The sequence below is a fragment of the Bacteroidia bacterium genome, assembly GCA_041391665.1.
Classification (GTDB): Bacteria; Bacteroidota; Bacteroidia; order J057; family J057; genus JAGQVA01.
In genome coordinates this window covers 1,031,203-1,055,613 of sequence record JAWKNO010000002.1, presented here as the reverse complement: position 1 = coordinate 1,055,613, position 24,411 = coordinate 1,031,203, and the positions used below count along the sequence as shown (strand labels likewise).

The 24,411-nt window shown below is 43.7% G+C and carries 23 protein-coding genes and 1 tRNA gene; 11 read left to right on the top strand and 13 right to left on the bottom strand.

Annotation, left to right across the window (positions count from 1 at the left end; genetic code table 11):
* Positions 1 to 17 precede the first annotated feature (17 nt).
* The 7 genes from R3D00_16040 to R3D00_16010 all read left to right on the top strand — a co-directional run bounded on the left by R3D00_16040 (position 18) and on the right by R3D00_16010 (position 7,574).
* Positions 18 to 431 carry a hypothetical protein gene (locus tag R3D00_16040; protein ID MEZ4774696.1) on the top strand — a complete coding sequence of 138 codons (414 nt, stop codon included), beginning with the start codon at positions 18 to 20 and terminating at the stop codon, positions 429 to 431.
* The gene (locus tag R3D00_16035) at positions 428 to 790 is read left to right on the top strand and encodes an EamA family transporter (protein MEZ4774695.1); all 363 of its coding nucleotides are present in this window, start codon (positions 428 to 430) and stop codon (positions 788 to 790) included. The genes R3D00_16040 and R3D00_16035 overlap by 4 nt, the downstream gene beginning before the upstream one ends.
* A 15-nt stretch (positions 791 to 805) precedes the next feature.
* On the top strand, positions 806 to 1,900 hold the full coding sequence (locus R3D00_16030) for a glycosyltransferase family 2 protein (protein ID MEZ4774694.1): 1,095 nt from the start codon (positions 806 to 808) through the stop codon (positions 1,898 to 1,900).
* Positions 1,901 to 1,902: 2 nt separating this feature from the next.
* A complete protein-coding gene (locus R3D00_16025) occupies positions 1,903 to 3,642 on the top strand; it encodes a hypothetical protein (protein MEZ4774693.1) in 1,740 nt (579 codons plus the stop codon).
* A gap of 54 nt (positions 3,643 to 3,696) precedes the next feature.
* Complete coding sequence (locus R3D00_16020; GenBank protein MEZ4774692.1) at positions 3,697 to 5,451, top strand: hypothetical protein; 1,755 nt, start codon at positions 3,697 to 3,699, stop codon at positions 5,449 to 5,451.
* A complete protein-coding gene (gene wecB, locus R3D00_16015; GenBank protein MEZ4774691.1) occupies positions 5,435 to 6,565 on the top strand; it encodes a UDP-N-acetylglucosamine 2-epimerase (non-hydrolyzing) in 1,131 nt (376 codons plus the stop codon). Before R3D00_16020 ends, wecB begins: the two co-directional genes overlap by 17 nt.
* Positions 6,566 to 6,632: 67 nt before the next feature.
* A complete protein-coding gene (locus tag R3D00_16010) occupies positions 6,633 to 7,574 on the top strand; it encodes a Gfo/Idh/MocA family oxidoreductase (protein MEZ4774690.1) in 942 nt (313 codons plus the stop codon).
* 68 nt (positions 7,575 to 7,642) lie between these two features.
* On the opposite strand, the gene R3D00_16005 is transcribed toward R3D00_16010, so the two are convergent.
* Together R3D00_16005 and R3D00_16000 are read right to left on the bottom strand one after the other, a co-directional pair.
* Positions 7,643 to 9,526, bottom strand: coding sequence for a T9SS type A sorting domain-containing protein (locus tag R3D00_16005; GenBank protein ID MEZ4774689.1), 1,884 nt, complete (start codon positions 9,524 to 9,526; stop codon positions 7,643 to 7,645).
* Between the two features lie 127 nt (positions 9,527 to 9,653).
* Positions 9,654 to 10,358: an alpha/beta hydrolase gene (locus R3D00_16000; GenBank protein ID MEZ4774688.1), complete on the bottom strand. Its 705-nt coding sequence runs from the start codon at positions 10,356 to 10,358 to the stop codon at positions 9,654 to 9,656.
* Between the two features lie 28 nt (positions 10,359 to 10,386).
* Between R3D00_16000 and R3D00_15995 the strand changes: the two genes are divergently transcribed.
* Positions 10,387 to 10,977, top strand: coding sequence for a hypothetical protein (locus R3D00_15995; GenBank protein MEZ4774687.1), 591 nt, complete (start codon positions 10,387 to 10,389; stop codon positions 10,975 to 10,977).
* Positions 10,978 to 10,998: 21 nt separating this feature from the next.
* Here R3D00_15995 and R3D00_15990 read toward each other — a convergent pair whose 3' ends face one another.
* Positions 10,999 to 11,835, bottom strand: coding sequence for a hypothetical protein (locus R3D00_15990; GenBank protein ID MEZ4774686.1), 837 nt, complete (start codon positions 11,833 to 11,835; stop codon positions 10,999 to 11,001).
* 9 nt (positions 11,836 to 11,844) lie between these two features.
* Positions 11,845 to 12,342: a 2-amino-4-hydroxy-6-hydroxymethyldihydropteridine diphosphokinase gene (gene folK / locus R3D00_15985; protein MEZ4774685.1), complete on the bottom strand. Its 498-nt coding sequence runs from the start codon at positions 12,340 to 12,342 to the stop codon at positions 11,845 to 11,847.
* A gap of 128 nt (positions 12,343 to 12,470) precedes the next feature.
* Here folK and sppA point away from each other — a divergent pair, with 128 nt between their 5' ends.
* Entirely contained in the window at positions 12,471 to 14,264 is a 1,794-nt protein-coding gene (gene sppA / locus R3D00_15980) for a signal peptide peptidase SppA (GenBank protein ID MEZ4774684.1), read from the top strand.
* Positions 14,265 to 14,322: 58 nt separating this feature from the next.
* Here the strand turns inward: sppA and R3D00_15975 are convergent.
* The 7 genes from R3D00_15975 to R3D00_15945 all read right to left on the bottom strand — a co-directional run bounded on the left by R3D00_15975 (position 14,323) and on the right by R3D00_15945 (position 20,385).
* A tRNA-Gly gene (locus R3D00_15975) sits at positions 14,323 to 14,398 on the bottom strand.
* A 49-nt stretch (positions 14,399 to 14,447) separates the two neighbouring features.
* Positions 14,448 to 14,867 carry a hypothetical protein gene (locus R3D00_15970; protein ID MEZ4774683.1) on the bottom strand — a complete coding sequence of 140 codons (420 nt, stop codon included), beginning with the start codon at positions 14,865 to 14,867 and terminating at the stop codon, positions 14,448 to 14,450.
* Between the two features lie 121 nt (positions 14,868 to 14,988).
* Positions 14,989 to 15,654: a ribulose-phosphate 3-epimerase gene (rpe, locus tag R3D00_15965; GenBank protein MEZ4774682.1), complete on the bottom strand. Its 666-nt coding sequence runs from the start codon at positions 15,652 to 15,654 to the stop codon at positions 14,989 to 14,991.
* A 9-nt stretch (positions 15,655 to 15,663) separates the two neighbouring features.
* Positions 15,664 to 16,185: a hypothetical protein gene (locus R3D00_15960; GenBank protein MEZ4774681.1), complete on the bottom strand. Its 522-nt coding sequence runs from the start codon at positions 16,183 to 16,185 to the stop codon at positions 15,664 to 15,666.
* 91 nt (positions 16,186 to 16,276) lie between these two features.
* On the bottom strand, positions 16,277 to 18,031 hold the full coding sequence (locus R3D00_15955) for an ATP-binding protein (protein MEZ4774680.1): 1,755 nt from the start codon (positions 18,029 to 18,031) through the stop codon (positions 16,277 to 16,279).
* Positions 18,032 to 18,040: 9 nt separating this feature from the next.
* On the bottom strand, positions 18,041 to 19,195 hold the full coding sequence (locus R3D00_15950; GenBank protein ID MEZ4774679.1) for an FIST N-terminal domain-containing protein: 1,155 nt from the start codon (positions 19,193 to 19,195) through the stop codon (positions 18,041 to 18,043).
* 125 nt (positions 19,196 to 19,320) lie between these two features.
* Complete coding sequence (locus tag R3D00_15945) at positions 19,321 to 20,385, bottom strand: WG repeat-containing protein (protein ID MEZ4774678.1); 1,065 nt, start codon at positions 20,383 to 20,385, stop codon at positions 19,321 to 19,323.
* 75 nt (positions 20,386 to 20,460) lie between these two features.
* Between R3D00_15945 and R3D00_15940 the strand changes: the two genes are divergently transcribed.
* Positions 20,461 to 21,447 carry an NAD-dependent epimerase/dehydratase family protein gene (locus R3D00_15940; protein MEZ4774677.1) on the top strand — a complete coding sequence of 329 codons (987 nt, stop codon included), beginning with the start codon at positions 20,461 to 20,463 and terminating at the stop codon, positions 21,445 to 21,447.
* Positions 21,448 to 21,482: 35 nt separating this feature from the next.
* Positions 21,483 to 22,328, top strand: coding sequence for an SDR family oxidoreductase (locus tag R3D00_15935; GenBank protein MEZ4774676.1), 846 nt, complete (start codon positions 21,483 to 21,485; stop codon positions 22,326 to 22,328).
* 36 nt (positions 22,329 to 22,364) lie between these two features.
* Here R3D00_15935 and R3D00_15930 read toward each other — a convergent pair whose 3' ends face one another.
* Positions 22,365 to 23,633, bottom strand: coding sequence for a sterol desaturase family protein (locus R3D00_15930; protein MEZ4774675.1), 1,269 nt, complete (start codon positions 23,631 to 23,633; stop codon positions 22,365 to 22,367).
* 15 nt (positions 23,634 to 23,648) lie between these two features.
* Positions 23,649 to 24,338: a hypothetical protein gene (locus R3D00_15925; protein MEZ4774674.1), complete on the bottom strand. Its 690-nt coding sequence runs from the start codon at positions 24,336 to 24,338 to the stop codon at positions 23,649 to 23,651.
* Positions 24,339 to 24,411: the final 73 nt, after the last annotated feature.

Below are 24,411 nucleotides of genomic sequence, written 5' to 3'. Positions count from 1 at the left end.
ACCAATATCCAGAAAACATGACAGGCACAGAGATTATAAAAGATAAAAACAGCGATCATGCTATCGGCATTTTCTATTTAATGCTGGATCTTCTGATTTCGGTTGCAGGGCAGCTAACGCTCAAGTATGCCATGCACAATCTGGGCAGTATCCCTGAAGATGCGCCATTGACGGATTATTTGCTCAGTATGATTAGTCTGCCTGTTATCGCAGGCCTGGGGCTTTATGGACTGGGGATAGTTTTCTGGATATTGTGTCTGACCAAACTGGATTTAAGTTTTGCGTATCCGGCTGGTACGATTCAGTACTTCCTGATTTTTATCGGTGCGTGGGTAATATTTGACGAACAAATCAATTTTCTACGGATCGCCGGCGCGGTGGTGATTGTTGCCGGTGTGGTGGTCATGTCCAAAGATATAAAAGTATCATGAACCCGCATATATACATATTCAGCAGCATAACGCTGGTAACGCTGGCCCAGTTTGCCTTTAAGAAGGGCGTATCTGTTCCGGAAGCAGAAGGACCAGATAAAGGCATGATTTCGAAAATCATTGCGATGATTTTTCAAAAACATATTATTGCCGGGTTGATATTAAACGCACTGGCTGCTTTTTTCTGGTTACTGGTTTTATCGGGTTTAGAACTCAGTTATGCATTCCCGTTTCTGAGTCTAAGTTATATCCTTGTGCCTCTTGGAGCATGGCTTTTTTATAAAGAAAACCTAACCGTTTACAGGAAAGTCGGGATTGGTATCATTTGTGTTGGTATATTCTTAATTGCATTCAGCTAACTAAAATTCAATATTATGGCAACCAGCCCCCAATCTGCTGCCTTAGCTAATTCATTTGGTGCATCCGTTATGGAATCACTTCCGCTTGTCTCTATTATCACCCCGGCCTATAACGAATCTGCGATTATTACCAAAAATCTCACCCGGCTCTGTGAGTATATGGATAGTCTCACGGATCGGTATCGATATGAAATCATCGTAGTCAATGACGGCAGCAAAGACGGCACAGCCGAGCTTGCAGACAATTTTGCCAAAGACCATCATCAGGTCATCGTTCATCACCATATTGTAAACAAAAACCTCGGTGGTGCAATAAAAACCGGATTTGAAATTTCAAACGGGGAATATGTGATAGTGATGGACCTCGATCTTAGCTATTCGGCGGACCATATCGAAAGGCTCCTGACAAAAATGGAAGAAACAGAAGCAGACATTGTGATTGCTTCTCCTTATATGAAAGGAGGGAAAAACACGGCTGTCCCGGCTTTCCGTCTGCTGCTCAGTAAAGTGGTAAACTATTTTATGAAGATAGTAGCGCCAAAGAATATTTCCACTTTTACCAGCATGGTAAGATGTTACCGGAAATCCTTTCTTAAGAAGCTAAATCTTAAATCCAATACGTATTCCATCAACCCGGAGATCATTCACAAAGGCCTGATTTTAAGGGCGAAGATAGAGGAAATTCCCGCTCATCTTGACTGGAGTTTCCAAAAAGAGGTCGGGCAGACCCGCACGTCCAGCATCCGGGTGTTAAAAGGCATATTTGCCGGTTTAATGACCGGATTTATCTTCCGGCCCTATGCTTTTTTTATGAGTATCGGATTAGTGCTCTTACTTCTGTCAATGTATATAATCGGGTGGATATTCATCCATACACTTCAGATATACCCCGAAATTGTAGTTCCACCCGGATCATTTGACGATCAGTTTACGGAAGCTGTAAAAGCAGTATTTTATCAGACCCCTCATGCTTTTGTAGTGGGAGGAATCATATTTCTGGCTGCGCTTCAATTTCTCGGCATAGGCTTTCTTTCGCTTCAGAGCAAACGCTATTTTGACGAAATGTTCCATTTTTCCACAACCATCTATAACCAGCAGCAAAAAGAATAGTTATGGCGAAATTTCTTCTTTTATGCAGAAAGAGCCATTCTGCCGCCCCTTTGCTAAATCAGGAAAACGCATCTTACATATCCTCCCAGATTATACCCGACAATATTACACCAAACGCTCCTGAAATTGTACAAGTGGATTCGGGTTTGGAGTATGCAATTTTTAATCCTGTATCCATTATTACCCGACAACCCGGTGCAATTTGTATGGGTGCAGGTTTTCCCGAACGGGGAAAAAGCTGGATGCAGCCAGGGGATCCCAAACCTTATGGCTCTTTTGCTTTAAGTAGATTTAATGCCACACAGCTGGAATTGGTGGCTGACATGGTGGCCTCGCAGACGATTTGGTATTATCACGATGAAAATCTATTTCTCGCATCTACCAGCCAGCGGGCTATTCTTTATTTTCTCGAAGGTTTTCAGTTGAATACAGATGTCCTGCCCTGGATGCTTTCCAACGGCACCCTGGGTCCGGGTTTTTCATGGGACAAGCGGTTGCAGTGTGTGCCTCCCGACGCCACAGTAACCCTAAACAGAGAAACGTGGAAATTAGAAACCGTTGAAAACCCGATCAAACTCCAAATTACAGAAGGGACTCGCGCTTTCCATAAAAATCAGACGGATGAAGTGCTGGAAGAAATCGTGGGTAATATGGATTTTCCCGAAGACAAATGGGTTTTATCGCTTTCCGGTGGATACGATAGTCGCGCATTACTCCTGTATCTCAAAAACAGGAGAAAAACACGATGTGTAACCTGGGGACTGACATCTTACTTAAAACACCACCTCAGCGATGCTTATGTAGCAAAATCGCTGACCGAACATTTCAACCTGCCTTTCAGGTTCTTTTCTCTGGACAACTCACAGGTTTCCTTTCATGAGCTCTTCAGGCGTTTTCTCATTGCTTCTGAGGGACGCACCGATCATATTGCAGGTTATAGCGATGGGCTCGATCTGTGGAAACAACTGTTTGAGTCAGGTATAGAAGGTATGCTCAGGGCAGACCAGGTGTATGAAACGAAAAATATCCTGTCAGTCGAAGAAACCATCAAAGTAAATGGGATTGTATCGCTGGACCAGTATAGCAATACCAAAATCTTCAAAAAATTTGGCCTTGGTACGCTAACCTGGCCCGAAGGGCTCTGGCTGAAACAAGGCGAATCATTGATCGATTGGAGCGCAAGGTTATATCATAATTTTCGGCTTCCATATTTACAGGCGCCCCTGAATGCAATTAAAACCTGTTATGTAGAAATGGCATCCCCGTTTCTAAGCAGGCCAATTGTCAATAATGCCTATTCATTACCTGATGAACTTCGATTCAAAAAACGGTTGTTCCGGGATATTGTAGAGTCGAAAACACCAGATATTCCCTTTGCAACCTTTAATGCAAGTCATAAACTCACCGATTTGGTATCCACCAAAGAGGCTACAGAATTTCTTAAAGCTGAGCTGAAAAATGGGTTAGGCAGAAATGTTTTACCTGATGCAATCATTCAATTTCTAATTGACAAACTTCGCCCAGCCAATAGCGACCTGAAAAAAAAGAGCGAGAAGAAAAAGCTTCTGGAGACGATCAAACAGCTGATTGGAACAAAGACCCCGCTGGGGATGTCCAAGAAAAAAAATAAGAATACGATTAATCTTAACCTTGTGGCTTTTCGGGCGGTGATCAGCCTCCGGGCAATAGAGTTGCTTTCCATGGATCGTATAAAAACAACCTCCTTTGCTCAAAAAAATTAATTTTATACGACCCCCATTTTTTCCTATCTTAAGATGATAATTCTGCGTATATAAATGTCCAAATTGATCCTCGTCTGTAACCGAGACTCCAGTATTCCTGATTTTACTTCAAAGGCGCAAACACTTTTCAAGCGTTTGCTCCCTCCTGATATCCAGCCCCATCCACCGCTTATATCTAACTCCCAAAATCTTCATTGGGCGATTTTAAATCCGTCCCCAGTCCTGACTTATCATGAAGACTCTGTTTGTCTCGGCACCATATTTGACAGAGACGCGTTCTGGTGGCAACAAGGTCAATCCATTCCTGACGGAAACTTTGCCATTTTCAGAAATACAGATACGGCCATTGAAGTGGTGACAGATATGCTCGGCACCCGAACGGTTTGGTATTATTTCGATCATGAGCAGTTGATCATCTCCACCTCTCAACGCAGTATTGTTTATTTTCTTGGCAGCTACGAGCCCAACCCGGAAGTGCAATCATGGTTTTTATTTTCGGGAAACCAGGGCCCCGAATTATCATGGGACAAAAGAATCAAGTACCTGCCAGGTAATAGTCGCCTTTTCCTTGACCGCGACACATGGACCCTGGATGTTGAGACCTATCCTCTTACGCTCAACCCGTCTGATCATGTTGATACAAATTTTGAGGAAGAATATGAATCAGCACTCAGAGATTCGCTTTCAAAAATTAAACTTAATCCGGAAAACTGCGCGATGTTACTCTCAGGCGGGTATGACAGCCGGGGATTATGCTATTTTCTGCCTGAAGCCCAGAAAATGACAGGTATCACATGGGGGAAGGCTACCGCCATCTATTCCAAACGCACAGATCCCTATATCGCCATCCAAATTGCCAAAAAGCTCAAAATGAATTTCCGGTTTCTGAATATAAAAAATTCAGCTAGTGAGTTTGAGGAAATGATCAACCGCTTTCTGATCAATGGGGAGTGTCGTACAGATAAAATTTCGGGTTACATGGATCTGTTTGTTACGTGGAAAAACATTTTTGAATCCGGATTTGATGGAATTATCAGGGGCGATCATACTTTTGACTATCGCAAATCCAGCAGTGAATTTGAAACCCGCTATATCTATAGCCTCATATTATGGGAAGATTATAAAGGTATGGAATTGTTAAAGCCATTTGGCCTTGCCAAACAGGTCATTCCTGAAAAGCTAAAGCAACAGCCAGGTGAATCTTTTTCAAATTGGGGCGGGCGTCTCGACAGAATGTTTTATATTCCAGTAATTCAGGCTGCATTGGCAGATCTCAAATTGGGGTATGTAGAAAATATTAATCCATATATCAATAAATCTCTAATAGAGAGATTGGGAGCGCTACCAGAAAAAGTGCATATAGACAAGCAGGTTTTAAAGAAAATAATTGGGTCTGTTAATCCGGACATTCCATTTGCGACAAGCCAGGGATTAACGGAAGAGAAGAGTTTTATCAAACAACCCAAAGTTATTAGATATATTCAGGAAAGCCTGATGAATAACCATTCAACAGGGTCTTTCCCTCAGGAAATGAAGGCGATGATAGTTGAGGAAATAAAAAGAAGTATGCCGAAATCGTATGGGTTTGAGTATGGGTTTTTATTCAAAATCAAAAAGGCCATTCAATATTATATTCCCACAAACTTTAAGAATTCTATAAAAAAACCAAAAAGTCATTTAAATGCAGATTTTCCGCGTTTGGGATTCAGAATTGTACTCATAGAAAAAATGCACGAGTTGTTGCTTGAAGATGCTTCTATTATAAACAAAAATTTCGTTGATCAACCTAACCATGAATCCAGCATATAAAATCATCAGTATCGTAGGGGCACGTCCCCAGTTTATCAAACTTGCCCCCTTTACCCGGGCCATCGCCCGTCACAATGAAACAAAACACCCGTTTGTTACTCATAAGACGATCCATACCGGACAACATTACGATGCCAAAATGTCGGATGTTTTTTTTGAGGATCTGGAAATCCCCTACCCCGAATTCAATCTCGCCATAGGTTCGGGATCTCATGGAGAACAGACAGGAAAAATGCTCATCGGAATTGAGGCCATATTGCTGGAAGAAAAACCCGATATGGTGGTGATTTTTGGCGATACAAACTCTACCGCAGCAGCTGCGCTGGCAGCTGCCAAACTTCATTTACCAATCGCTCATATTGAAGCAGGTTTGCGGAGTTTTAACCGTACCATGCCTGAGGAAATCAACCGGATTGTCTCTGACCATATTTCAAATATCAATCTTGCACCAACAGGAACGGCCATGGAGAACCTAAAAAGGGAAGGTCTGGAAGCAGTTTCTATACTCACAGGTGATATTATGTACGATACCGTACTGCACAATCGAAAAATTGCTGCTGAGAAATCTACGATTCTGGCGGATATGGGCCTGACACCCGGAGGTTATGCCATCGCGACGATTCACCGTGCAGAAAATACCTCTGATGCACAATTGCTGGGCGGAATTCTCGACACACTCAACCTGGTAGCCGATACCCGCATTCCGGTAGTTTTCCCCATTCATCCCCGGGTTTTCCATCTCCTGCCCAAACTTCTCCCGGAATGGAAAGCATCCGCTAATTTAAAAATTTGCGACCCGGTAGGATATCTCGAGATGCTGCAACTGGTAGGAAATGCCCGATTTGCACTGACTGATTCAGGTGGATTACAGAAAGAGGCGTTTTTCCTCGATTGCCCCTGCATTACCCTTCGCACAGAAACCGAATGGCTAGAAACCGTGGAAGGTGGCGGGAATATTATCACAGGCCCTGATCCTGAAAATATCGTAAAAGGGGTAGATTTCTGGTGGGAAAAAACCATGGAGGAAAAACCTTCTTTCGAATCTAATGCCAGAAGATATTTTGGTGATGGAAATTCATCAGAAATAATTTTATCGGCTATTCTCCACCTATAAAATTTCTATTATCTTCATATTGACAAAAATTGTATATTTTTATTAATCATTCATAAGTCCCCCCATTATGAAATATTTTGCAATCACTGGTGTAGCCGGCTATATCGCACCCCGGCATCTGAAAGCTATTCACGATACAGGGAATAGACTCATTGCAGCGACGGATCCACATGATTCGGTAGGAATTCTTGACCGATACTTTTCCGATGTGGCGTTTTTTACTGAATTTGAAAGGTTTGACCGGCACCTGGAAAGACTTAAAAGAGATCCCAAAAGGCCAAGTATCGATTATCTGACGATTTGCGCCCCAAATTACCTTCACGACGCGCATATTCGTATGGCCCTCCGGCTGGGATGCGATGCAATCTGTGAAAAACCCCTGGTCGCAACCCCATGGCACCTCGACGCGTTAGCTGAGATGGAAGCTGAAAGCCAGGGGAAAGTATACAATATTCTCCAGCTCAGAGTTCATGATTCACTGATCAAACTGAAGCATAAGCTTGAAGCAGAAAAAACTAATAAAAAATATCAGGTGGAGTTGACCTATATTACCTCACGTGGCCCGTGGTATAACTATTCATGGAAAGGGGATGAAGATAAATCTGGTGGAATCGCAACCAATATTGGTATTCATTTTTTTGATATGCTGATCTGGCTTTTTGGAAAGGTCCAGCATAGTGAGGTCTATCTGAAAGAAAAAACAAAAATGGGGGGTATGCTCGAACTCGAAAATGCGGATGTATCGTGGTTTCTGAGTATTGACAAAAAAGATATCCCGGTTGATATTGCAGAAAAAGGGCAAACAACGTATCGCTCAATCAAATACGATGGCAACGAAATTGAGTTTTCAGATGGATTCACAGACTTGCATACACGTATGTATGAAGTGATTCTGGAGGGAAATGGCTTTGGATTGGATGACGCACGCCCTTCTATTGAACTTGTTCACAACATTCGCAGCAGTCCCGTAAAAAATGAAAGAAAAATGAATCATCTGTTTATCAAATAGGTTCTCTTTTTCAATATAAAAAAGGCTGTCTTTTCTCAAAGACAGCCTTTTTCTTTTTTATAATTTGTTTATCTGACCATTAACCGGATACTCTTCTGACCATAGGTGTAAACCATCTGAGCAAAATACAAACCTTTGGGCAGGTGTGATACATCGATTGTTTCTTCCCACCGGGCAGCAGATGGATTAGTTTCATATACAGCTTGTCCGGTGAGCGATAATATTCTCACGGTTTCGAGCATCTGGTCCCCTTCTATAGCAGCCTGCAATGTGAGACTACTCGAAGTAGGATTGGGATATACGGCAAAAGAAGCCCGATCATTACCCCAAAGTACCAGTTCGACGGTTTTGCTAAAACTAAACCTTCCATCTATGTCCACCTGGCGAATACGGTAGGACAAGACAATACCGTCTGCATTCGCCGGAATATTGTGATCTTCAAATGTGTAAACCGTAGCTTTGTCTGTAGTTCCTGCGCCTTCGGTTCTGCCAACTTCGCTCCATGTGTCGCCGATACTGCCTTTGACCGCTCTTTCTATGACAAAATAGTCATTATTGATTTCCTGGGTAGTTCCCCACTGGATTTCTGCGACACGACCGGCCACGCCAGTCTCCCATTGCGCCTCAATAAACGCCCATTCTACAGGGAATCCGGCATCACCCAAACCTTCAAAAGGCCCCAAATCAACCGTTCCGTCCTGCACGCGAGCTTCTCCGTCCGCATCAGAAGCGGTTATACCCGGTGCGGAGTTTGTTCCGGCGTTGAGCGCCGGAGATCCCGCGCTAAGACCAAAATTGTCATCATCTGTGCAGGAAGTATTATCAGAACCATTGGCATCATAAAAAAGCGGGTCGTTGTCGAGATTGTTGCCACCATCTGTAAAAGCAGATGCCCATCCCCCCCCACTGCCGTTAGAACCTTTGATCAGTGTATAATACGAGTTTTTTGAAGAGGTCGAACCGTTGGCATAGGCCTGAGAGTTTGCGGCAGCACTGCCATTCTGATCCGTATTATCCCAAAATATACTGTTGTAAAAACTACAGGAAGAGGAAGAAACAATATAAAATCCGCCGCCATTTCCGTCAGATTCATTTTGATAGAATGTGCTGTTGGTAACAGTAATGGCACTCAAAGAATGATTGTAAACACCGCCTCCGTTGCCTTCAGAGGTATTTCCGGAAAAAACAGAGTTTACGATCATCAGGCTGCTCAAAGATTTGTTGTACATTCCCCCGCCACCTTCTTCTGAGGTATTGTTACAGAATCCACAACTGCGAACTACAATTGCACTGGTATTGTCATTGTACATTCCGCCCCCTTTTTCAGCGTCATTTCTGCGAAAACGGACATTCTCGACAGTTACGGAGTTGGAGTTTTCATTGTATATCCCCCCACCCTTGATCGCTTCACAGTCCTGAATCAAAAGGTTTTGCAACAATACATTACTGGCATTGGAAAGATAAATGCCTCCACCATTGGCATATGACGAGCTGCCATCTGCTTTTCCATTACTAATCGTAAACCCGTCCAATGTAGCCCCATTCAGGCTTGCAATATACACAACCTGATACACGGAGGTAAGGCCGGTACTGCCATTTAAAGCCGTTACATTGGTAGCAGGGTTGCGCTGAGAAAGGAGATTCTCCGAACCTGCAAAACCACCATATATACCAATTGATTTGTAGATACGAAAAGTTTTTTTCCTGCTATCAGCTGGAACGACACCCGATTTATCCTTCGTAGGATAATAAGTACCAGCTGCGACCCATATTTCATCACCGGAATATGCAGCTGCATCAATGGCAGCCTGGAGCTGGGTGTAGGCATGGGTCCAGGATGTACCATTGTTGTCTCCTGTAGCATTATGTTTCACATAAATGATGGATGCCTGGATGTAAGAAAAATACAAGAAGAAAAGGGAAAAGGTAATAATGTGAGATGCTTTCTGCATTGGGGGTAGTTTTTCGGTTGTTTAAAAGAAGTTGGAAGATGTAAGATTCTGTTAAATTACGTACAACTTCGCATTTCACTACCCCTATCAACCCCTTCAGATAAAAGTCGGTTACCAATGGTTATTTTTACGTATTAATCGGAAACAATTTTTCACCGGGTTTTTCAATTTGCAGAACTATCCATTCTGATATTAAACCTGCCTGTTGATATATCATAAAATGGTTTCCATTTTTCAAAATATTCGATTTTTGAATTTTATTCACAGGAAAGACCTTATCCCGGCCTCCATTTAGTCTTATGACCGGAGTTTCCAGGGACAGACCTCTCCAATGGACAAGCTGTCTGATCGCCCACATTCTGTAATGGTCTGAAAAAGATTTAAAAATATCCACGAGCAATTGTTGCTCTTCACGATGATGAATACCAAACAGCCTGCTCCAGTATTTTAAGGTATAAATTCGCCACTTCCCCCGGGATAGCCGGTATAAGGGAACTTTCCGCATGATTGAAAAATGGAAAGGCAATTCGGCGGGAGACTGAATGCCAGATATCATCAGGATTTTTTCCACAGGGCGAAAAGCCGCCATTTCCTGTGCTACAATTCCACCAAAAGAGACCGCTAATATGGTTACCGGTTCCTGAACCGGGATTTGGGCTGCCATTCTGCGGGCATAATCCTGAAGAGATTCTTCGGGAATGGGTTCAAGCCATTTCAGAAAATACAGATGAAAGGGCAGATTCAGCCGGGAAAAAATACGTTCATCAGTACCTAAGCCAGGAATGGCATAAATGATTCGGGGGGGAACGGTTGATAATACGTCAGGATTCATTTACTTTACCTGTGAAATCGAAAATAATATGCTCATACCCATTGTTTTTGTGGTCTGCATCGTAGTCGTTGTTGCGCTGGTCATCGCAGGGTTAAGCCTTCAGCGGAAATTCACCCAAAAAGAAAATCTTCACCGGGAACTTGCCAGACGATTGAGTCTTCATATAGCTTATACCAGCGAAAAAGATTTTACCATTTTCGGGCGGTTTCGCGATTACCCGGTAAAGGTCATTCCTTTCGACAAGATTGTCAAACCGGCGTGCCTGTGTTTTTCGGTTCCCATGATCAACCCCAACCTCAAATGGCTAAAGATCAGTAAAAATCTTTCGGAAAATCTTGAAGCCATCACACAAAATGACAAGTCTATTCAAGTCAATCACGATCTTGATACAGATATCCGTATTGAGACCAACGACATGATGTTTTCGGGTCTGCTGTTGTCGGAAAATGTAAAAATCAGTATTCACGATACGTTTAAAGAGGTAACAGAAGCGATATTATACATTGATGGAGAGAATATGAATTTTGTAATGCCCAGACAGATAAAAGCGGAGCAAGATATTCTTCTTTCCACCAAAATCATTCATTTGATGTGCGATATGAAAGACGAGCTGAATTGAAGGATTGGGTTTCGTGAGCGATCAAATTGCCCATACTAAAAATGGCAGGTAAAAAACGCCATCGCCCCATATGCGGTAGCGCTCATTTATACTGAACCATTTTCGCTGAAAGATCAATCCCAGAAGAATCCCCAGCATAAACCCATAAATGGCTTCTACAGCCCATTCTTTGGGCGAGAAACCCAACCCTCCCCATAACCCCAAACCGACGACAATCAAAGATAGAAACCCGATAAGCCCTTTCGCTTTTTTTTCTCCTATCGCCCGCACAAAAGAGGTCTGGTTGTCCCGGGTATCTGTTTCAATATCAAACAGAGAAAATATGATAAGATTGATCAAGGCAAGCAGAAAAAACTGTATAAATAGATAAATCTCCATCAGGCTCACCGGGTATCCGGCCATTACCAGCGGCCCACCCCACACGCCCACAGCATAAATTACCGCTACGCCCAGTTCTTTGTGAAGCAACCAGGAAGTTTTACCGCCGACCCACTGCACCAATCCCAAATGAAATACCACAAGCACTCCCATACCCAGCCCCAGGTACAACATTTGCGCTGGCACATAAAAGGGTATCCAGGTGAGACAACTCAAAAAGAGGATGGCCCACACGCTTCCAATCACCCGAAAATGGCGGTAGTGAAATAAATGCCTCTCCGTATGTGCCTGATTTTTAAGCCGGGAGGCATCGAGCAGATGGTCGAGCGTATAGATTACCCAAACACTTACGGGAAGGGCTACCCACCAGATCAACGGCATTGAAACCTGCAGCATTTTTGCAGCCATTCCCCCTGAGGCAACAGCCCCCACAACGACATCGAGGCTTAAAATCTGAAAATACTTATACATCCTTTTCATAGGTATAAGTCAGAAAACGGGGATATAATCCTTGTGCTCAAACGGCTGTATATCAGCCAGGGGAAGCGTTTCCAATATCTGACTGACCGTTTGATCAAAACCGGTAGGAACCCACCCGGGCTCCAGGTCGGCGAAAGGAACCAGAACAAAAGGCCGTTGAGGATAGAAAGGATGAGGAAGCGTGAGACTTTCAGTCGAATGAATTTCCCGGTTGAATTCCAGAATATCAATATCTATCAACCTTGGGCCCCATTTATAATAGCGATAACGCCCCATGAGTTGTTCGGTATCCAGCAAAATCTGCAACAGCCGTTCGGGGGAACCGTCAAAGGAAACCTCGCATACGATATTCAGAAATTCGTCCTGAGTTTCGACTCCCCAGGGAGGGGTTTCAAAAAGCCGTGAACGGCGACGGATCAGAACCTCAGCAGAGGACAAGTGATCCATGGCCGCAATTATATTCCGGACTTTATCACCCATATTCGAACCCAGACCAAGAAAAATCATCTTTAGCAAAGATAGCTTATTTACAGGCAGGATGAGAAGTTCTTTTAAAAGTTTTGTTATTGTAGGTAAATTTACGTCTCAAACAGGTATTACTGCGTAATATCTCTAATTACAAATGAATATAAAATATGAATTTTATTAAAAACATTTTTGCAAGTTTTCTTGGAGTAATGCTTGCCTTTTTAATCGGGATTCCCATTTTGTTTCTGATCATAGGTGGAATTGCCGCGGCAATTGGAGGATCTGGTGATCAGGTGGTCGTGAAAGCCAATACTGTCTTAAAGTTGGATCTCTCAGGAGAGTTTGTAGAAAACGCAGCAGCAGATCCCCTTGAGTTTGATTTTAGCGAGTTTATTCCTTTTGCTGGCGTGTCAAATACCAAAACCGGTCTGTTTCAGGTCATCGAATCCATTCAAAAAGCCAAAGAAGACGAAAAAATCAGAGGGATTTACCTGACACTCCCTGCTGGGCTTCAGGCAAACTGGGCTTCACTCAAATCTGTACGCGACGCATTGATTGATTTTAAGACAAGCGGAAAGTTTATTTATGCCTATTCCGAGATTTATGCAGAAAACAGCTATTACCTCGCAAGTACCGCTGACAAGCTCTATATGCCAGCGACCGGGATGCTGGAGTTTAACGGTTTCGCTGCCCTGCCAATGTTTTATACCGGGTTGTTTGAAAAAATCGACCTTAAACCTGAAATTTTTCGGGTAGGAACTTTCAAATCTGCGGTGGAGCCCTATTTTCTTAAGGAAATGAGTGAGGCAAACCGTTTGCAAACACAAAAATATATGGATGACCTTTGGCAGGTATTTGCGGAAGATGTGGCCATTTCCAGGTCAACGACCGTTGAAAAAATCAACGCGACTGCCAGCGATTTTATCTTTGGAGATGGTGAAGATGCCCTAAAAGCAGGTTTGATTGATGAAGTTGCTTATGAGCAAAAAGTACTCGATGAACTTCGGACTGAACTTGGCCTCGATGAAGGCAAAGCAATTACTTTCCTTAGTTTAAAAAAATATATGCGCGCACCTTCTTCAAAAGACAAGTACTCCTCCACTAAAATAGCCGTTGTATTTGCAGAAGGTGGCATTCAATCGGGGAAAAGTAGTGATGGTACGATGGGCTCTGAGACAATTGTAGAAGCGCTCAGAAAAGTGAGGAAAGACAAAAATGTGAAAGCAGTTGTGTTTCGCGTCAACAGCCGTGGAGGCAGCGCGATGGCCTCAGATGTGATTGCTGATGAAATCCGGCTTCTGAGTAAGGAAAAACCCGTAGTTGCGTCTATGGGCGACTTTGCCGCTTCTGGTGGGTATTATATCTCTGCTCCCTGCGATAAAATTTACGCACAAGCTAATACCATTACCGGGTCTATTGGCATATTTGGTGTACTCTTCAATACCAAAGAACTTTTTAATAAAAACCTGGGGATTACTTTTGACGAAGTAGAAACACATCCTCACGCAAATTTTGGCAATCCCAATTTCCCTATGCCTGAGATGGAACGCCAGCTTATGCAGAAATACGTAGAAAAAGGCTATGGCACTTTTCTCAAAGTTGTTCAGGAAGGCCGGGGGTTTGCAGATTCCCTTTCTGTAGATAAAATTGCACAGGGGCGGGTATGGTCAGGCACGGAAGCGAAGAAAATCAATCTTGTAGATGAAATAGGCGGATTGGATCAGGCGATTAAGGCGGCAGCAGAACTCGCAGAACTGGGAACTGATTACCGGCTTGAGCGGCTGCCTAAAGCCCAATCACCCTTTGAAGAGATCATGGCAGGTATGGCGGAATCCTCTGCTTCTTATATCGACCAGAAGAACCCACTTTATGAAGAATTGGAAACAATTCGCACCATCAAAAAAGACATTCCCCAAAGCGGACTTTACACGCTGATGCCTTTTCAGCTGGAGGTTCGGTAAGGGTTGGGGCAGGTAAAAAGTAATAAAAAAAAGCCGCGAAATTCGCGGCTTTTTTTGTTGGAGCAAGAGACGAGATTCGAACTCGCGACCCCGACCTTGGCAAGGTCGTGCTCTACCAACTGAGCTACTCTTGCGATTGGGATACAAAGGAATAACTTTACTTTTAATACTCCAAAAAAAAAATCAAATTTTTTGCGATTGTATGCCCCGATTTAGAATTTTTTTTCCCAAAATCAGAGATGCGACCCAATAAACGCCATAACTGAGTGCAAAATATATCCATTCTTCCTGCTGATAGCAAATAACTGTGTCCACGAACATCAGTGCGTACACAGGCATAAACGGCGACGGTTGTCGCTGATAGCGAATGGACAGGTAAGAAGCATCGATCAAATTGTACAGGATATATCCTGCAAAGCTTGCCAGTAGCACAGCCCAGCTTTTAAAGATCATGGCTGCGACCAGCAATACGATCATCGTTATTGCGACGATACCGGTCAGATAAGATTGTTTGCTCTTTAAATGGGCATACATCACACTATAAACCAGAATCGCCTTATGAAAAATAATAACTGATGCCAGAAAGTAAAGTAAATACACCATGCAACATTCCTTAATACATACAGATACTAATGCAACTACAATTATTATTCCAACGAAAAAAACTGGCAATTGGAAGCCTATTGATGAAAAACGCCCGAAAGAGGTAAATTGTTTTAAAAATTTATACCCAATCTGAAACCGGTTTTTTCAGTTCCCTAATCGCTTCAAGCGGATCAGGGGTGCGAAATACTGAACTTCCTGCGACCAGAACATCCACACCCGAACGTACCAGTTGTTTTACATTTCCATTGTCCACCCCGCCGTCAACCTGGATCAGCGTATCAGACCCAACCGCTCGTATCATGGCTTTCAGTTGGATAATTTTATCATATACATAAGGAATAAAGGCCTGCCCGCCAAAACCGGGATTGACCGTCATAAGCAGAACCATATCGGCCAATGGCAGAATATGCTTTAAGACCTCTACCGGCGTAGCCGGATTAAGCGCGACCCCTGATTTTATGCCTAGTTTCCGAATGGCATGAAGGGTACTGTCCAAATGAGTAACCGCCTCCTCGTGGATGGTGATCCTGTCAGCTCCGGCATGCTGAAAATCAGCCAGATATTTTTCAGGCTCTACGATCATCAAATGAACATCGAGTGGCTTTTTTGATATTTTTTTTACCGCAGAAATTACGGGGATGCCGAAAGAAATATTCGGCACAAACCGCCCGTCCATGACATCACAATGAACCCAATCGGCTTCTGAACGGTTAATCATCTCGATTTCGTCACCCAAACGGGCAAAATTGGCGGCAAGGATAGAAGGAGCGATCAAATGAGACATAGCGAATGATCAGGCTGACGGAATGGTAGGAGGATTATTTTTCCCCCAATAAATTTTTCTGACGGACGGTAACAACAGAAAGGTTACGCCGAGAAAACAGACGATAGCGAATACAATATTAACGACAATAGACTCCAGCAGGGGATAATCCTGTGGCAGAATCTCTCGTTCCATTACCTTACGTGTATATTCATCCCAACTGCCGACCAGTTTCCATGCAATGGCAGAAAAACTTCCGGCAAGAATGGTAAGCAAAATCAGACAGGTGGCCCAGCCAAACCCGGTATACAGTCTCAGACCTATACCCAGAATCAGCAATGCCAAGGGGAGGTTGATGGCCAGCAAATCAGCACGGCCCAGTTCAAATCCACCAAACAATGGAATCCATTTTAAATCACACACATTCCAATGCAGGACTTTACACATCAAAACGAATAAGAGAGACACGATTCCTGTCAGCAGCAGCGCTGTTGACATTACTTCGATGAAAGCATGATCAGATTCAAATATGTCCCGAGGTTGGTCATCCATACAATACTAGCCCGCCTGAAATTATGCCGGAAATCGAATGGCAAGCTAAAGAAAATTCTTCATCCCTACCAATCAAAAGCATTTTTTCCGCTCAGGAGGCGCCTGTTTTGATCTGCCTGGCTATGTTTGTCCGCATGGTCTGGAATAATTGATCCGGCCGAAAGGGTTTGGATACGAAATCATTCATTCCGGCGTCTATTACGGTACCTTTTACAGGTGATAATGCGGAGGCAGTCAGGGCAATGATGGGCAAGTTCTGGTAGTATGATTCAGAAATTGCGCGTATTGCCCTCGTAGCATCATATCCATTCATTTCAGGCATATGGAGATCCATCAAAACCAGGTCATACTGCTTGGCCTGTACCTTTTCCAAAGCTTCTTTCCCATTTTCAGCAATATCAAAAAGAATCCCCCATTTACGGAGGTAATTGGAGGCTACGATCTGATTTACCCGATTATCTTCCACCAGGAGCACCGATGTGCCTTCGAGCCCTTCAAAGACGACTTTTTCGTGCGGGGGCACACTATGAGGCAGCGAATGGGAATTTCCTTTTTTTACTTTCAATGTAAACGTAAACACAGACCCTGCGCCCAATTCACTTTTCACGGATATCCTGCTTCCCAAAAGCTCTACGAGCCTGCGCGTAATCGCGAGCCCCAGCCCTGTACCGCCAAATTTGCGCGTGGTATCGGATTGAGATTGCGTAAAACTTTCAAATATCAGATCCTGCTTATCTTCCGGAATACCAATACCTGTATCTTCGACTTCAAATTGGATATGCACAAAATCATCGGTTTCCCCGCGGTAAACAATCCGAAGTAACACATGTCCCTTCTGGGTGAATTTCACTGCGTTACTCATAAGATTGGTGAGAATCTGGGAAATACGAACAGGGTCACTCGTGAAGGTATGGGGTAACCTGTGATCAATTTCGACCCCAAGTGAAATGTCTTTGTCCCGGGCTTTATAAGATACGGATTCTCTGATACTAGAGGTCAACTGTTTCAGATCAAACTCCACTTCTTCCAGTTCGATTTTACCGGCTTCTATTTTGCTGAAATCCAAAATATCATTAATAATCACCAAAAGGTTCTCTCCTGAAAATTTAAGTATTTTCAGATTTTCCAATTGTGCTTCCGTCAGGTCTTCATCCATCAACAAATCGGTAATCCCAATCACCGCATTCATCGGGGTACGGATTTCGTGGCTCATATGAGACAAAAACTGAGACTTTGCCACTGCGGCAGCCTCCGCAATTTCTTTGGCTTTGATCAGCTCATTTTCGGCATTTTTGCGATCTGAGATGTCTCTTACAATCGCCAGAAAAAAATGTTCATCTTCCAGACTCACTTTACTGATCGTGATTTCCATAGGAAATGAACCTCCCGATTTCCGAAGCCCCTTGATCCGATCCTCACTGTCTTTTTCTTCAACTTTACCGGTCAAAAAAAGTGATTCCATCATTTCTTCATACCACTCAAACGAATCGGGGTCAAGAAGATTTTTGCAAGGCATACCGATAATCTCGCTGGCCTTATAGCCAAAAATAGCTTCAGCTCCGGGGTTAAACGTCTGAATTCCAAACTTGGGATTAAAGGTAACCACACCATCGACCACATTATCCAGAATTGCGGAGATAATCACCTCACTTTTTTCCTTCTGCTTTTTATTCGCTTCAAATAATTCTTTGGACATCAGTTCCACCGAACGATCTTTTTTTCGCCGTTCTTTATCAGCCTCATCATAAGTATCGCTTACAATACCGGCAAATGCTTCCAGTAGTGCTTCCGGGTCACTGAATTTACGCTGAAGTACCTTTAGCTGCCGTTGAACCAACTTGTGCATAATACGATGTTAATTTTCTGCAAATACGGTAATGGTCATGGTCTGATTATGTAATTCACAATTCCCCGCCTCTACGTGAGGCGAAATCTCTCCGTACGAATAAAATCCGATCCGGGCAACATGGCCGATCTTTTCCTCCAATACTTCGCCTACCGCCTCTGCTTCATCTGCAATTCTCTGCCCCAAAACAATTTTCCGCCCCACACAACTGATCAGCAACGCGAGTTTGTCGCCCGATGCTTCCCGTATAGTATTCAATGATGCATAGGTTGCCGCCTCTGCGGCCCCATCGACAAGTCTGTCAAAATTGGCCATCATCAGTTGAGCCACATAACCTTCAGGCATATCGCCTGCAAATATCATAGCCCCTTCTGCTTCGTTGATAGAAAGAATGGTACGGACAGTACCACTGCCCGGATGAGCATTTTCTCTAATTGACAAGGGAAACTGTAAGGCACTACCCGGAAGTTTTTCTGATTCTTCGCCAAGATATGTTTTATACAAATCCAGAGCAGGCTTGCCATCCAGTTCAAATAATATGTTTTTCTCAGCCCGGGTTATCATTCTTTCGGGACCAAAAACATCCCATCCACCGACAGATCCATGTCCTACCTGAATTGCAGAACCATAAAAACCTATGGCGGCAATTCTACCCGATTCCGGAACATGATTGTGGCTTACCAGCGTCTGCTCAAATCTTGGCCCATCACCTGCAAGACCACCTGTGATTACTACATCGTCAACTAATGCATGGGTAAGCCCCTTGACCAGCTCACTTCCATTTACCCGATTTCCATCAGAAATAATAAATACTGCCTTCAGATCCTCAGCGGATAACCTTCCGCCCAGGACACTACCGGCGGAAAAAGAATTTTCAACATCCGAAATCAACAAGGATTCAACCCTTACCGGGGTTTTTTCCAAAGTAATGGTTGAAACAACCACAGTTTCATCCATTACCTCATCCCCCAAAATTTCACCTGAAGTCGTACATCCCACGAGTTCTGATTCAGGAAAGCTATTTTTCAGTGTCTGATAAATTTCGCCGGAAACCAGCGCGTTTTTCCCACCAAAAAACAAAACAAGCTGGGGAGTACTGGATTGAGTGGGTAGTTCGGGATTCCATCCTGTAGAAGGTTCCCAACGAAATTGCTGAATAAGCATATTGCTTTATGTTTAGAAGAAGACACAACATCATGTCCCGCATTTCACAACATTAAACAATTATTCAGTTTGCAAATAATCCCAATTATGTATTTTATAACATATATAAGTGAATATTATTTTCATCATTCATAATTGGGATACAACCTCCTTTGCGTATCGCTGTGAAGAATCTCGCCGGAATCGCTACTGATCCAGATGGTACGTGTAAGAACAGCAGTACATCCATTGGTAAAGCGACATTCACCTTCTCTGGTGGTACTGGTTGAAATCAGACATAGCCGCCAACAACACATATTGTCCCATAAGTCCAACTGACATTCGAGATGATCATTTTTTTTGATTTCAGCCCGGATACCTACATTCCCGGCGATTTCGATGGCTCTTTCCTGTTGGATTATTTTTGCATCATTACATTTTTCCAGGCTATGCACCGCTTCAGAAAGCACCTCAAAATCTTTAAACCGGCCCGGGTCCGGGAGTAACTCCTTCTTATAGGTAAAAACTTCATTTCCCAGGGTATCCACATAGCCGGTTTTACCTTGAGAAAAGGCCAGGAATACCGATGAAGAAGGGGTTCTTTCCAGTGAGTCAAATTTTATATCTGTAAATTGTTGCCCGTTCATTCCGAGTATTCCCCATTTTCCTGCATTTTCAGCGAGGATTGTATTTTCACCATATACGGGCGTCAGACTGTCAAAAATTAAAGGAATCACCCATTTCCCGGAGGTATCCAGATACCCCATTTTCCCGGCTCTTTTCACCCTTCCCATTCCGCGCCAATAGGGAAATACCTGATCATACTTTACGGGGATTATGATTCTGCCTGTTGTATCAATTGCGCCCTTCTTCCGTCCCCGGCTCACGAGGATTATGCCATTTTCATCCGGAATAAAATAAGGGTCATCATAACGGATTGGGATAATACGATGGCCATTGGTATCGATCTGCCCCCATTTCCCTTTATACTCTACTGTAGCCCTCCCAAGGGAAAAAGAAGTAGCACTATGAAATCTGGCAGGAATCACAATTTGTTCAGCCCCATTGAGGTAGCCCCATCGCCCCCTCTCCTTGTAAAGATTTCGTTCGGAAACCTGAGCCGAAAGCATAGCACATAACCCCGCGACTATAAAAAAAAACAGTCCGGCTATTTTTAATTCTATCCCCAGATTTTTTAGGTATTCTTGCATAAACCTACCGGATGATCGCGATGCAAGGAAACCAAATTTCGACTAAAATCAAGATTTTTTGTAAAATTGCCGTCTATGAATAAAATTCTCGTTACCGGGGCCGACGGATTGCTTGGAAGCAACCTGGTTCGCACCCTGATCTCCAGGAACTATGATGTGCGGGTTTTGATCCAGCGCGACAGGAATGTTCCATCCTTAGACGGACTAGAAATCGAGCGTGTAAGCGGCGATGTACTTGACCGAAATTCGCTTGAAGCAGCAGCAAAAGGGTGTAAACAGGTTATTCACGTAGCCGCAAACACCAATGTATGGCCGTCAAGAGGTGAAATTTATCACAAAGTGAATGTAGAAGGCACACGCAATATGATTGATGCCGCCCAGAAGAATGGGATAGAGCGATTTGTACACATTGGCAGTGCAAGTTCTTTTGGTGTTGGCACGAAATCCAAACCAGGCACCGAAAATGATCCTTGCGTCTCAGCCAAATATGGATTGGATTATATTGATACCAAGGTAAAGGGGCAGCTTGTGGTACTGGAAGCCGTAAAAAATGAAGGGCTTCCGGCAATTGTAGTAAACCCAACATTTATGATCGGGCCATATGACACCAAACCCAGCAGCGGAGCGATGATCATTGCAGCTGCCAAAGGTCAGGTGCCGGGTTTTACCGGTGGGGGAAGAAACTGGGTTCACGTCAGAGACGTAGCCGAAGCAGCAGCCAACGCCCTTACCATGGGCCGGATAGGCGAGGCCTATATCCTGGGACACGAAAACCTTACCTATAAAGAAGCGATTACCCAGATTTGCGAAGCGGTAGGAACCAAACCGCCAAGGCTGACAGTCCCTGATTTTATTATTAAAGGTATTGGACTTGCAGGAACGGCAATGGGTAATATCACGGGAAAAGCACCCAAACTTACATACCCGATGGCATTGGTATCGTGCGATGAACATTATTTTTCGCCGGCAAAAGCGATCAAAGAGCTGGCACTTCCCCAGACGGGCCTTAAAACTGCGGCAAAAGAAGCTTTTGATTGGTTTAAGGCAAATGGATATTTATAAATTTCCTGCCTGATAGGGAGATAAAAAAACAGAACATGCAAAAAAAACTGGAAGGAAAAGTAGCGATTGTTACAGGGTCGCGGATGGGAATCGGCAAGGCAATAGCTATTGAACTGGCTTCCCAGGGGGCATCCGTCGTACTGAATGCGCGAAATATCAGTCAGTTGGAAGAAACTGCCGAAGAACTCCGATCTATGGGCTTTCAAATCGCAGCCGCAGGGGGCGATATCAGCAAATGGGAAGATGCTTCTGCACTCATTCAGACGGCAATTGATACGTGGGGAAGGCTGGATATCCTCGTCAATAATGCAGGCGCAGCCACACGCGGGTCCATCGAATCCATGAGCCCGGAGGTCTTTCGCAATATTACGGATACCAATATTCTGGGGTCTATTTTCCCCAGTAAGGCGGCACTCCCATGGATCAAAAAAAGTAAAGGGAGTATTGTCTTCATATCAAGCATTGCATCCTTTCACGGACTTCCCTTCAACTCCATTTACAGCGCTTCCAAGAAGGCACTTACAGCCTTTTGCGAATCGCTGAGGCTGGAAACCACAGGAGCGGGCGTTCATGTGGGCATCGCTTATGTGGGCTTCACTGAAAATGATCCCAAAAAGGTCATTATGGATGCAGACGGAAAATTAATTTATCTGGAAGACAGAAAAGGAATTAAAAAACAAACACCTGCACAGGTCGCCGCCATTGTCAGCAATATGATCCTTAAAAGGAAAAAAAGCACAACCCTCTCCCTGATGGGGAAAGGGTTGCAATTGGTTAAGTGGCTTGCGCCTGGGCTGGTTCACTGGTTTTTCTCGCTCAACATCGAGAAAATCAAAGCCAATTCCTCAGGCAAACCGAACTATGTTGAGCCGGTTTCCTGATTTTTCAGAAACAGGCAACCGGCTTTGATTTGATGGCTATAATTGGGTTTCGAGTTTTACTGAAATGCCAAAATAGTCTCTCATTCGCAGCATCCAGAATCCAAAGAATACCAAAACCAGAGTAAATATCGCTGTAGGCAGCCAGGCATAGTTCATCCCCAGAAAGAGGAAGGGGATATTCACCATGACAAACAACAGCCGGAATATTTCTACATATAAGGCAGCCTTTTTTCTTTCCATGAGTAGCCCAAAACTCAGCACAGAAATCGCGATTATAGATGCAATCTGAGCAATAGGAACAGCGGTGAGTTCGGCCCTTCTGATCATCAGAAATACAAATCCGCCAATGGTGAGAAGCGTATTAACAAAAACGTACAACTGTAGCCGGAATGGCATGTCAAGCTTGTATTTTTTGCGTTTGCCGTTCTCATCTGTTTCATATTTCAGTTTGGGCAGGGGGTCATCTTCGGGTGCCCAGGTAGGAGGCATAAGAAAGACCCGGATTTTATCTTTCCAGCTTTTGGTTCTACGCGCACGTTTAAACAAATCCACCCAATAGTAAAAATACGCCCAATAAGGATTAGAGCTTTCAAACCCGGTAGTTATGCCATACTCGGGTTCTTCCTGTTCTTCTTCAAAAGTGCCCAGCAGACGATCCCAGAAAATGAAGACATGACCGTAGTTTTTGTCCAGGTAGTGTTCATTTCTTGCGTGATGTACCCTGTGACTGGAAGGCGTAACCATGATATACTCCAGAAAGCCCAGTTTACCAACCAGACGTGTATGGGTAACAAACTGGTATAGTCCAATAAAAACGGTTGCAAAAGTTACCACACCGGATGGAAATCCGACCATAGGCATCCAGACAAAAAAGAAAGAGCGATAGATCACAGAAACTGCGGATACACGAAAAACCGTGGTAATATTCAGTTCCTCACTTTGATGGTGGACAATGTGACCAGCCCAAAGGAAATTGATTTCATGACTCAACCGGTGATGCCAGTAAGCGAGAAAATCAGCCACCAGCAAGGCCAGGATCAGTACCAGCGCCTGAATCCAGACAGGTTGTCCGTCAAAAGGTATATGAGCAATCGCAAAATTATCGTAGAGGTAAGCATAGACGAAATACATCATGACCACATAGAAGAAGTCAAACAGTCTTTCCAGCATCCCACAACTCATATTTACGATTGTATCGCTGAAGCGATAAGCCTCTACATTTTTCCGGCGGGAAACGAGGTATTCCAGCAAAGCCAGAAATAACAAGACCGGAATAATATAACCTGCATATTGTAATCCTCCCATAGGAATAATTGTTGATTATTGGTTTTTAGAGAAAGGCATTAATGCCGGCTGAAGCATCAGCGCCCCGCGCAGCATAATTAAAATATAGATCGACATCAACACATGACTTAGGTCATGGTAGTTGAAATATTTATGAATGGTGAATTCGGTATTGTAAACAATGGCAGGGATTATTCCCCATATCACCGCTAAGGCAATGATTTTGCTTCCACCAGCCTTATGCTGCAACCAAAGCCATGCATGAATAGGCAGCACAACGCCTACAAGCCCTACGGTTGAATTGATTTTTACTGTAGTGAAATTGCGGGTCTCGGGAAAAGCCATTGTACCCAGGAATACCAGAAGCTGCAGGACACCGAAAATCTGGATGAGGCGGGTTCTTCTTGTACCAATCAGCGGTTTTGCATACTCTGCGGAGGAAAAGCCCAACATCATGATCGCAAGTGCACTAAATGTCCAACCGATCATTTTCCAGTCTGTCGTAACCATATACAGGAATGCATGTCCAATGAATGCAGCAAACGTCATCCCAATTCCCATCAGTAGAAAATAATAACGCATCAGGCTGTGGACATTGTTATTCGCGTTCTGTCGCTGCAAAACCAGAAAAGACAGGAAACATACGATTGCCGTGATAAAATCAGTCAGAGAAGTCACCGGCTCCAGTATCAAAATACCCAGTGGTTCAATTTTGGTAAGCTCCATTGTAAAAGGAAAATAGACCTTTTCTTAATTAGCCTGCAATTTACAACCTTCTACCCCAATTTTACAAATCAAC

Coding starts and splice junctions, on each gene's coding strand:
- R3D00_16040 (MEZ4774696.1), top strand. CDS start 18: ATGACAGGCACAGAGATTATAAAAGATAAAAACAGCGATCATGCTATC.
- R3D00_16000 (MEZ4774688.1), bottom strand. CDS start 10,358: ATGAATCCTGACGTATTATCAACCGTTCCCCCCCGAATCATTTATGCC.
- R3D00_15940 (MEZ4774677.1), top strand. CDS start 20,461: ATGAATAAAATTCTCGTTACCGGGGCCGACGGATTGCTTGGAAGCAAC.
- R3D00_16035 (MEZ4774695.1), top strand. CDS start 428: ATGAACCCGCATATATACATATTCAGCAGCATAACGCTGGTAACGCTG.
- R3D00_16025 (MEZ4774693.1), top strand. CDS start 1,903: ATGGCGAAATTTCTTCTTTTATGCAGAAAGAGCCATTCTGCCGCCCCT.
- R3D00_15995 (MEZ4774687.1), top strand. CDS start 10,387: ATGCTCATACCCATTGTTTTTGTGGTCTGCATCGTAGTCGTTGTTGCG.
- folK (MEZ4774685.1), bottom strand. CDS start 12,342: ATGATTTTTCTTGGTCTGGGTTCGAATATGGGTGATAAAGTCCGGAAT.
- R3D00_15935 (MEZ4774676.1), top strand. CDS start 21,483: ATGCAAAAAAAACTGGAAGGAAAAGTAGCGATTGTTACAGGGTCGCGG.
- R3D00_15950 (MEZ4774679.1), bottom strand. CDS start 19,195: ATGCTTATTCAGCAATTTCGTTGGGAACCTTCTACAGGATGGAATCCC.
- sppA (MEZ4774684.1), top strand. CDS start 12,471: ATGAATTTTATTAAAAACATTTTTGCAAGTTTTCTTGGAGTAATGCTT.
- wecB (MEZ4774691.1), top strand. CDS start 5,435: ATGAATCCAGCATATAAAATCATCAGTATCGTAGGGGCACGTCCCCAG.
- R3D00_15960 (MEZ4774681.1), bottom strand. CDS start 16,185: ATGGATGACCAACCTCGGGACATATTTGAATCTGATCATGCTTTCATC.
- R3D00_15955 (MEZ4774680.1), bottom strand. CDS start 18,031: ATGCACAAGTTGGTTCAACGGCAGCTAAAGGTACTTCAGCGTAAATTC.
- R3D00_16010 (MEZ4774690.1), top strand. CDS start 6,633: ATGAAATATTTTGCAATCACTGGTGTAGCCGGCTATATCGCACCCCGG.
- R3D00_16020 (MEZ4774692.1), top strand. CDS start 3,697: ATGTCCAAATTGATCCTCGTCTGTAACCGAGACTCCAGTATTCCTGAT.
- R3D00_15990 (MEZ4774686.1), bottom strand. CDS start 11,835: ATGAAAAGGATGTATAAGTATTTTCAGATTTTAAGCCTCGATGTCGTT.
- R3D00_15925 (MEZ4774674.1), bottom strand. CDS start 24,338: ATGGAGCTTACCAAAATTGAACCACTGGGTATTTTGATACTGGAGCCG.
- rpe (MEZ4774682.1), bottom strand. CDS start 15,654: ATGTCTCATTTGATCGCTCCTTCTATCCTTGCCGCCAATTTTGCCCGT.
- R3D00_15945 (MEZ4774678.1), bottom strand. CDS start 20,385: ATGCAAGAATACCTAAAAAATCTGGGGATAGAATTAAAAATAGCCGGA.
- R3D00_16030 (MEZ4774694.1), top strand. CDS start 806: ATGGCAACCAGCCCCCAATCTGCTGCCTTAGCTAATTCATTTGGTGCA.
- R3D00_16005 (MEZ4774689.1), bottom strand. CDS start 9,526: ATGCAGAAAGCATCTCACATTATTACCTTTTCCCTTTTCTTCTTGTAT.
- R3D00_15930 (MEZ4774675.1), bottom strand. CDS start 23,633: ATGGGAGGATTACAATATGCAGGTTATATTATTCCGGTCTTGTTATTT.
- R3D00_15970 (MEZ4774683.1), bottom strand. CDS start 14,867: ATGGTGTATTTACTTTACTTTCTGGCATCAGTTATTATTTTTCATAAG.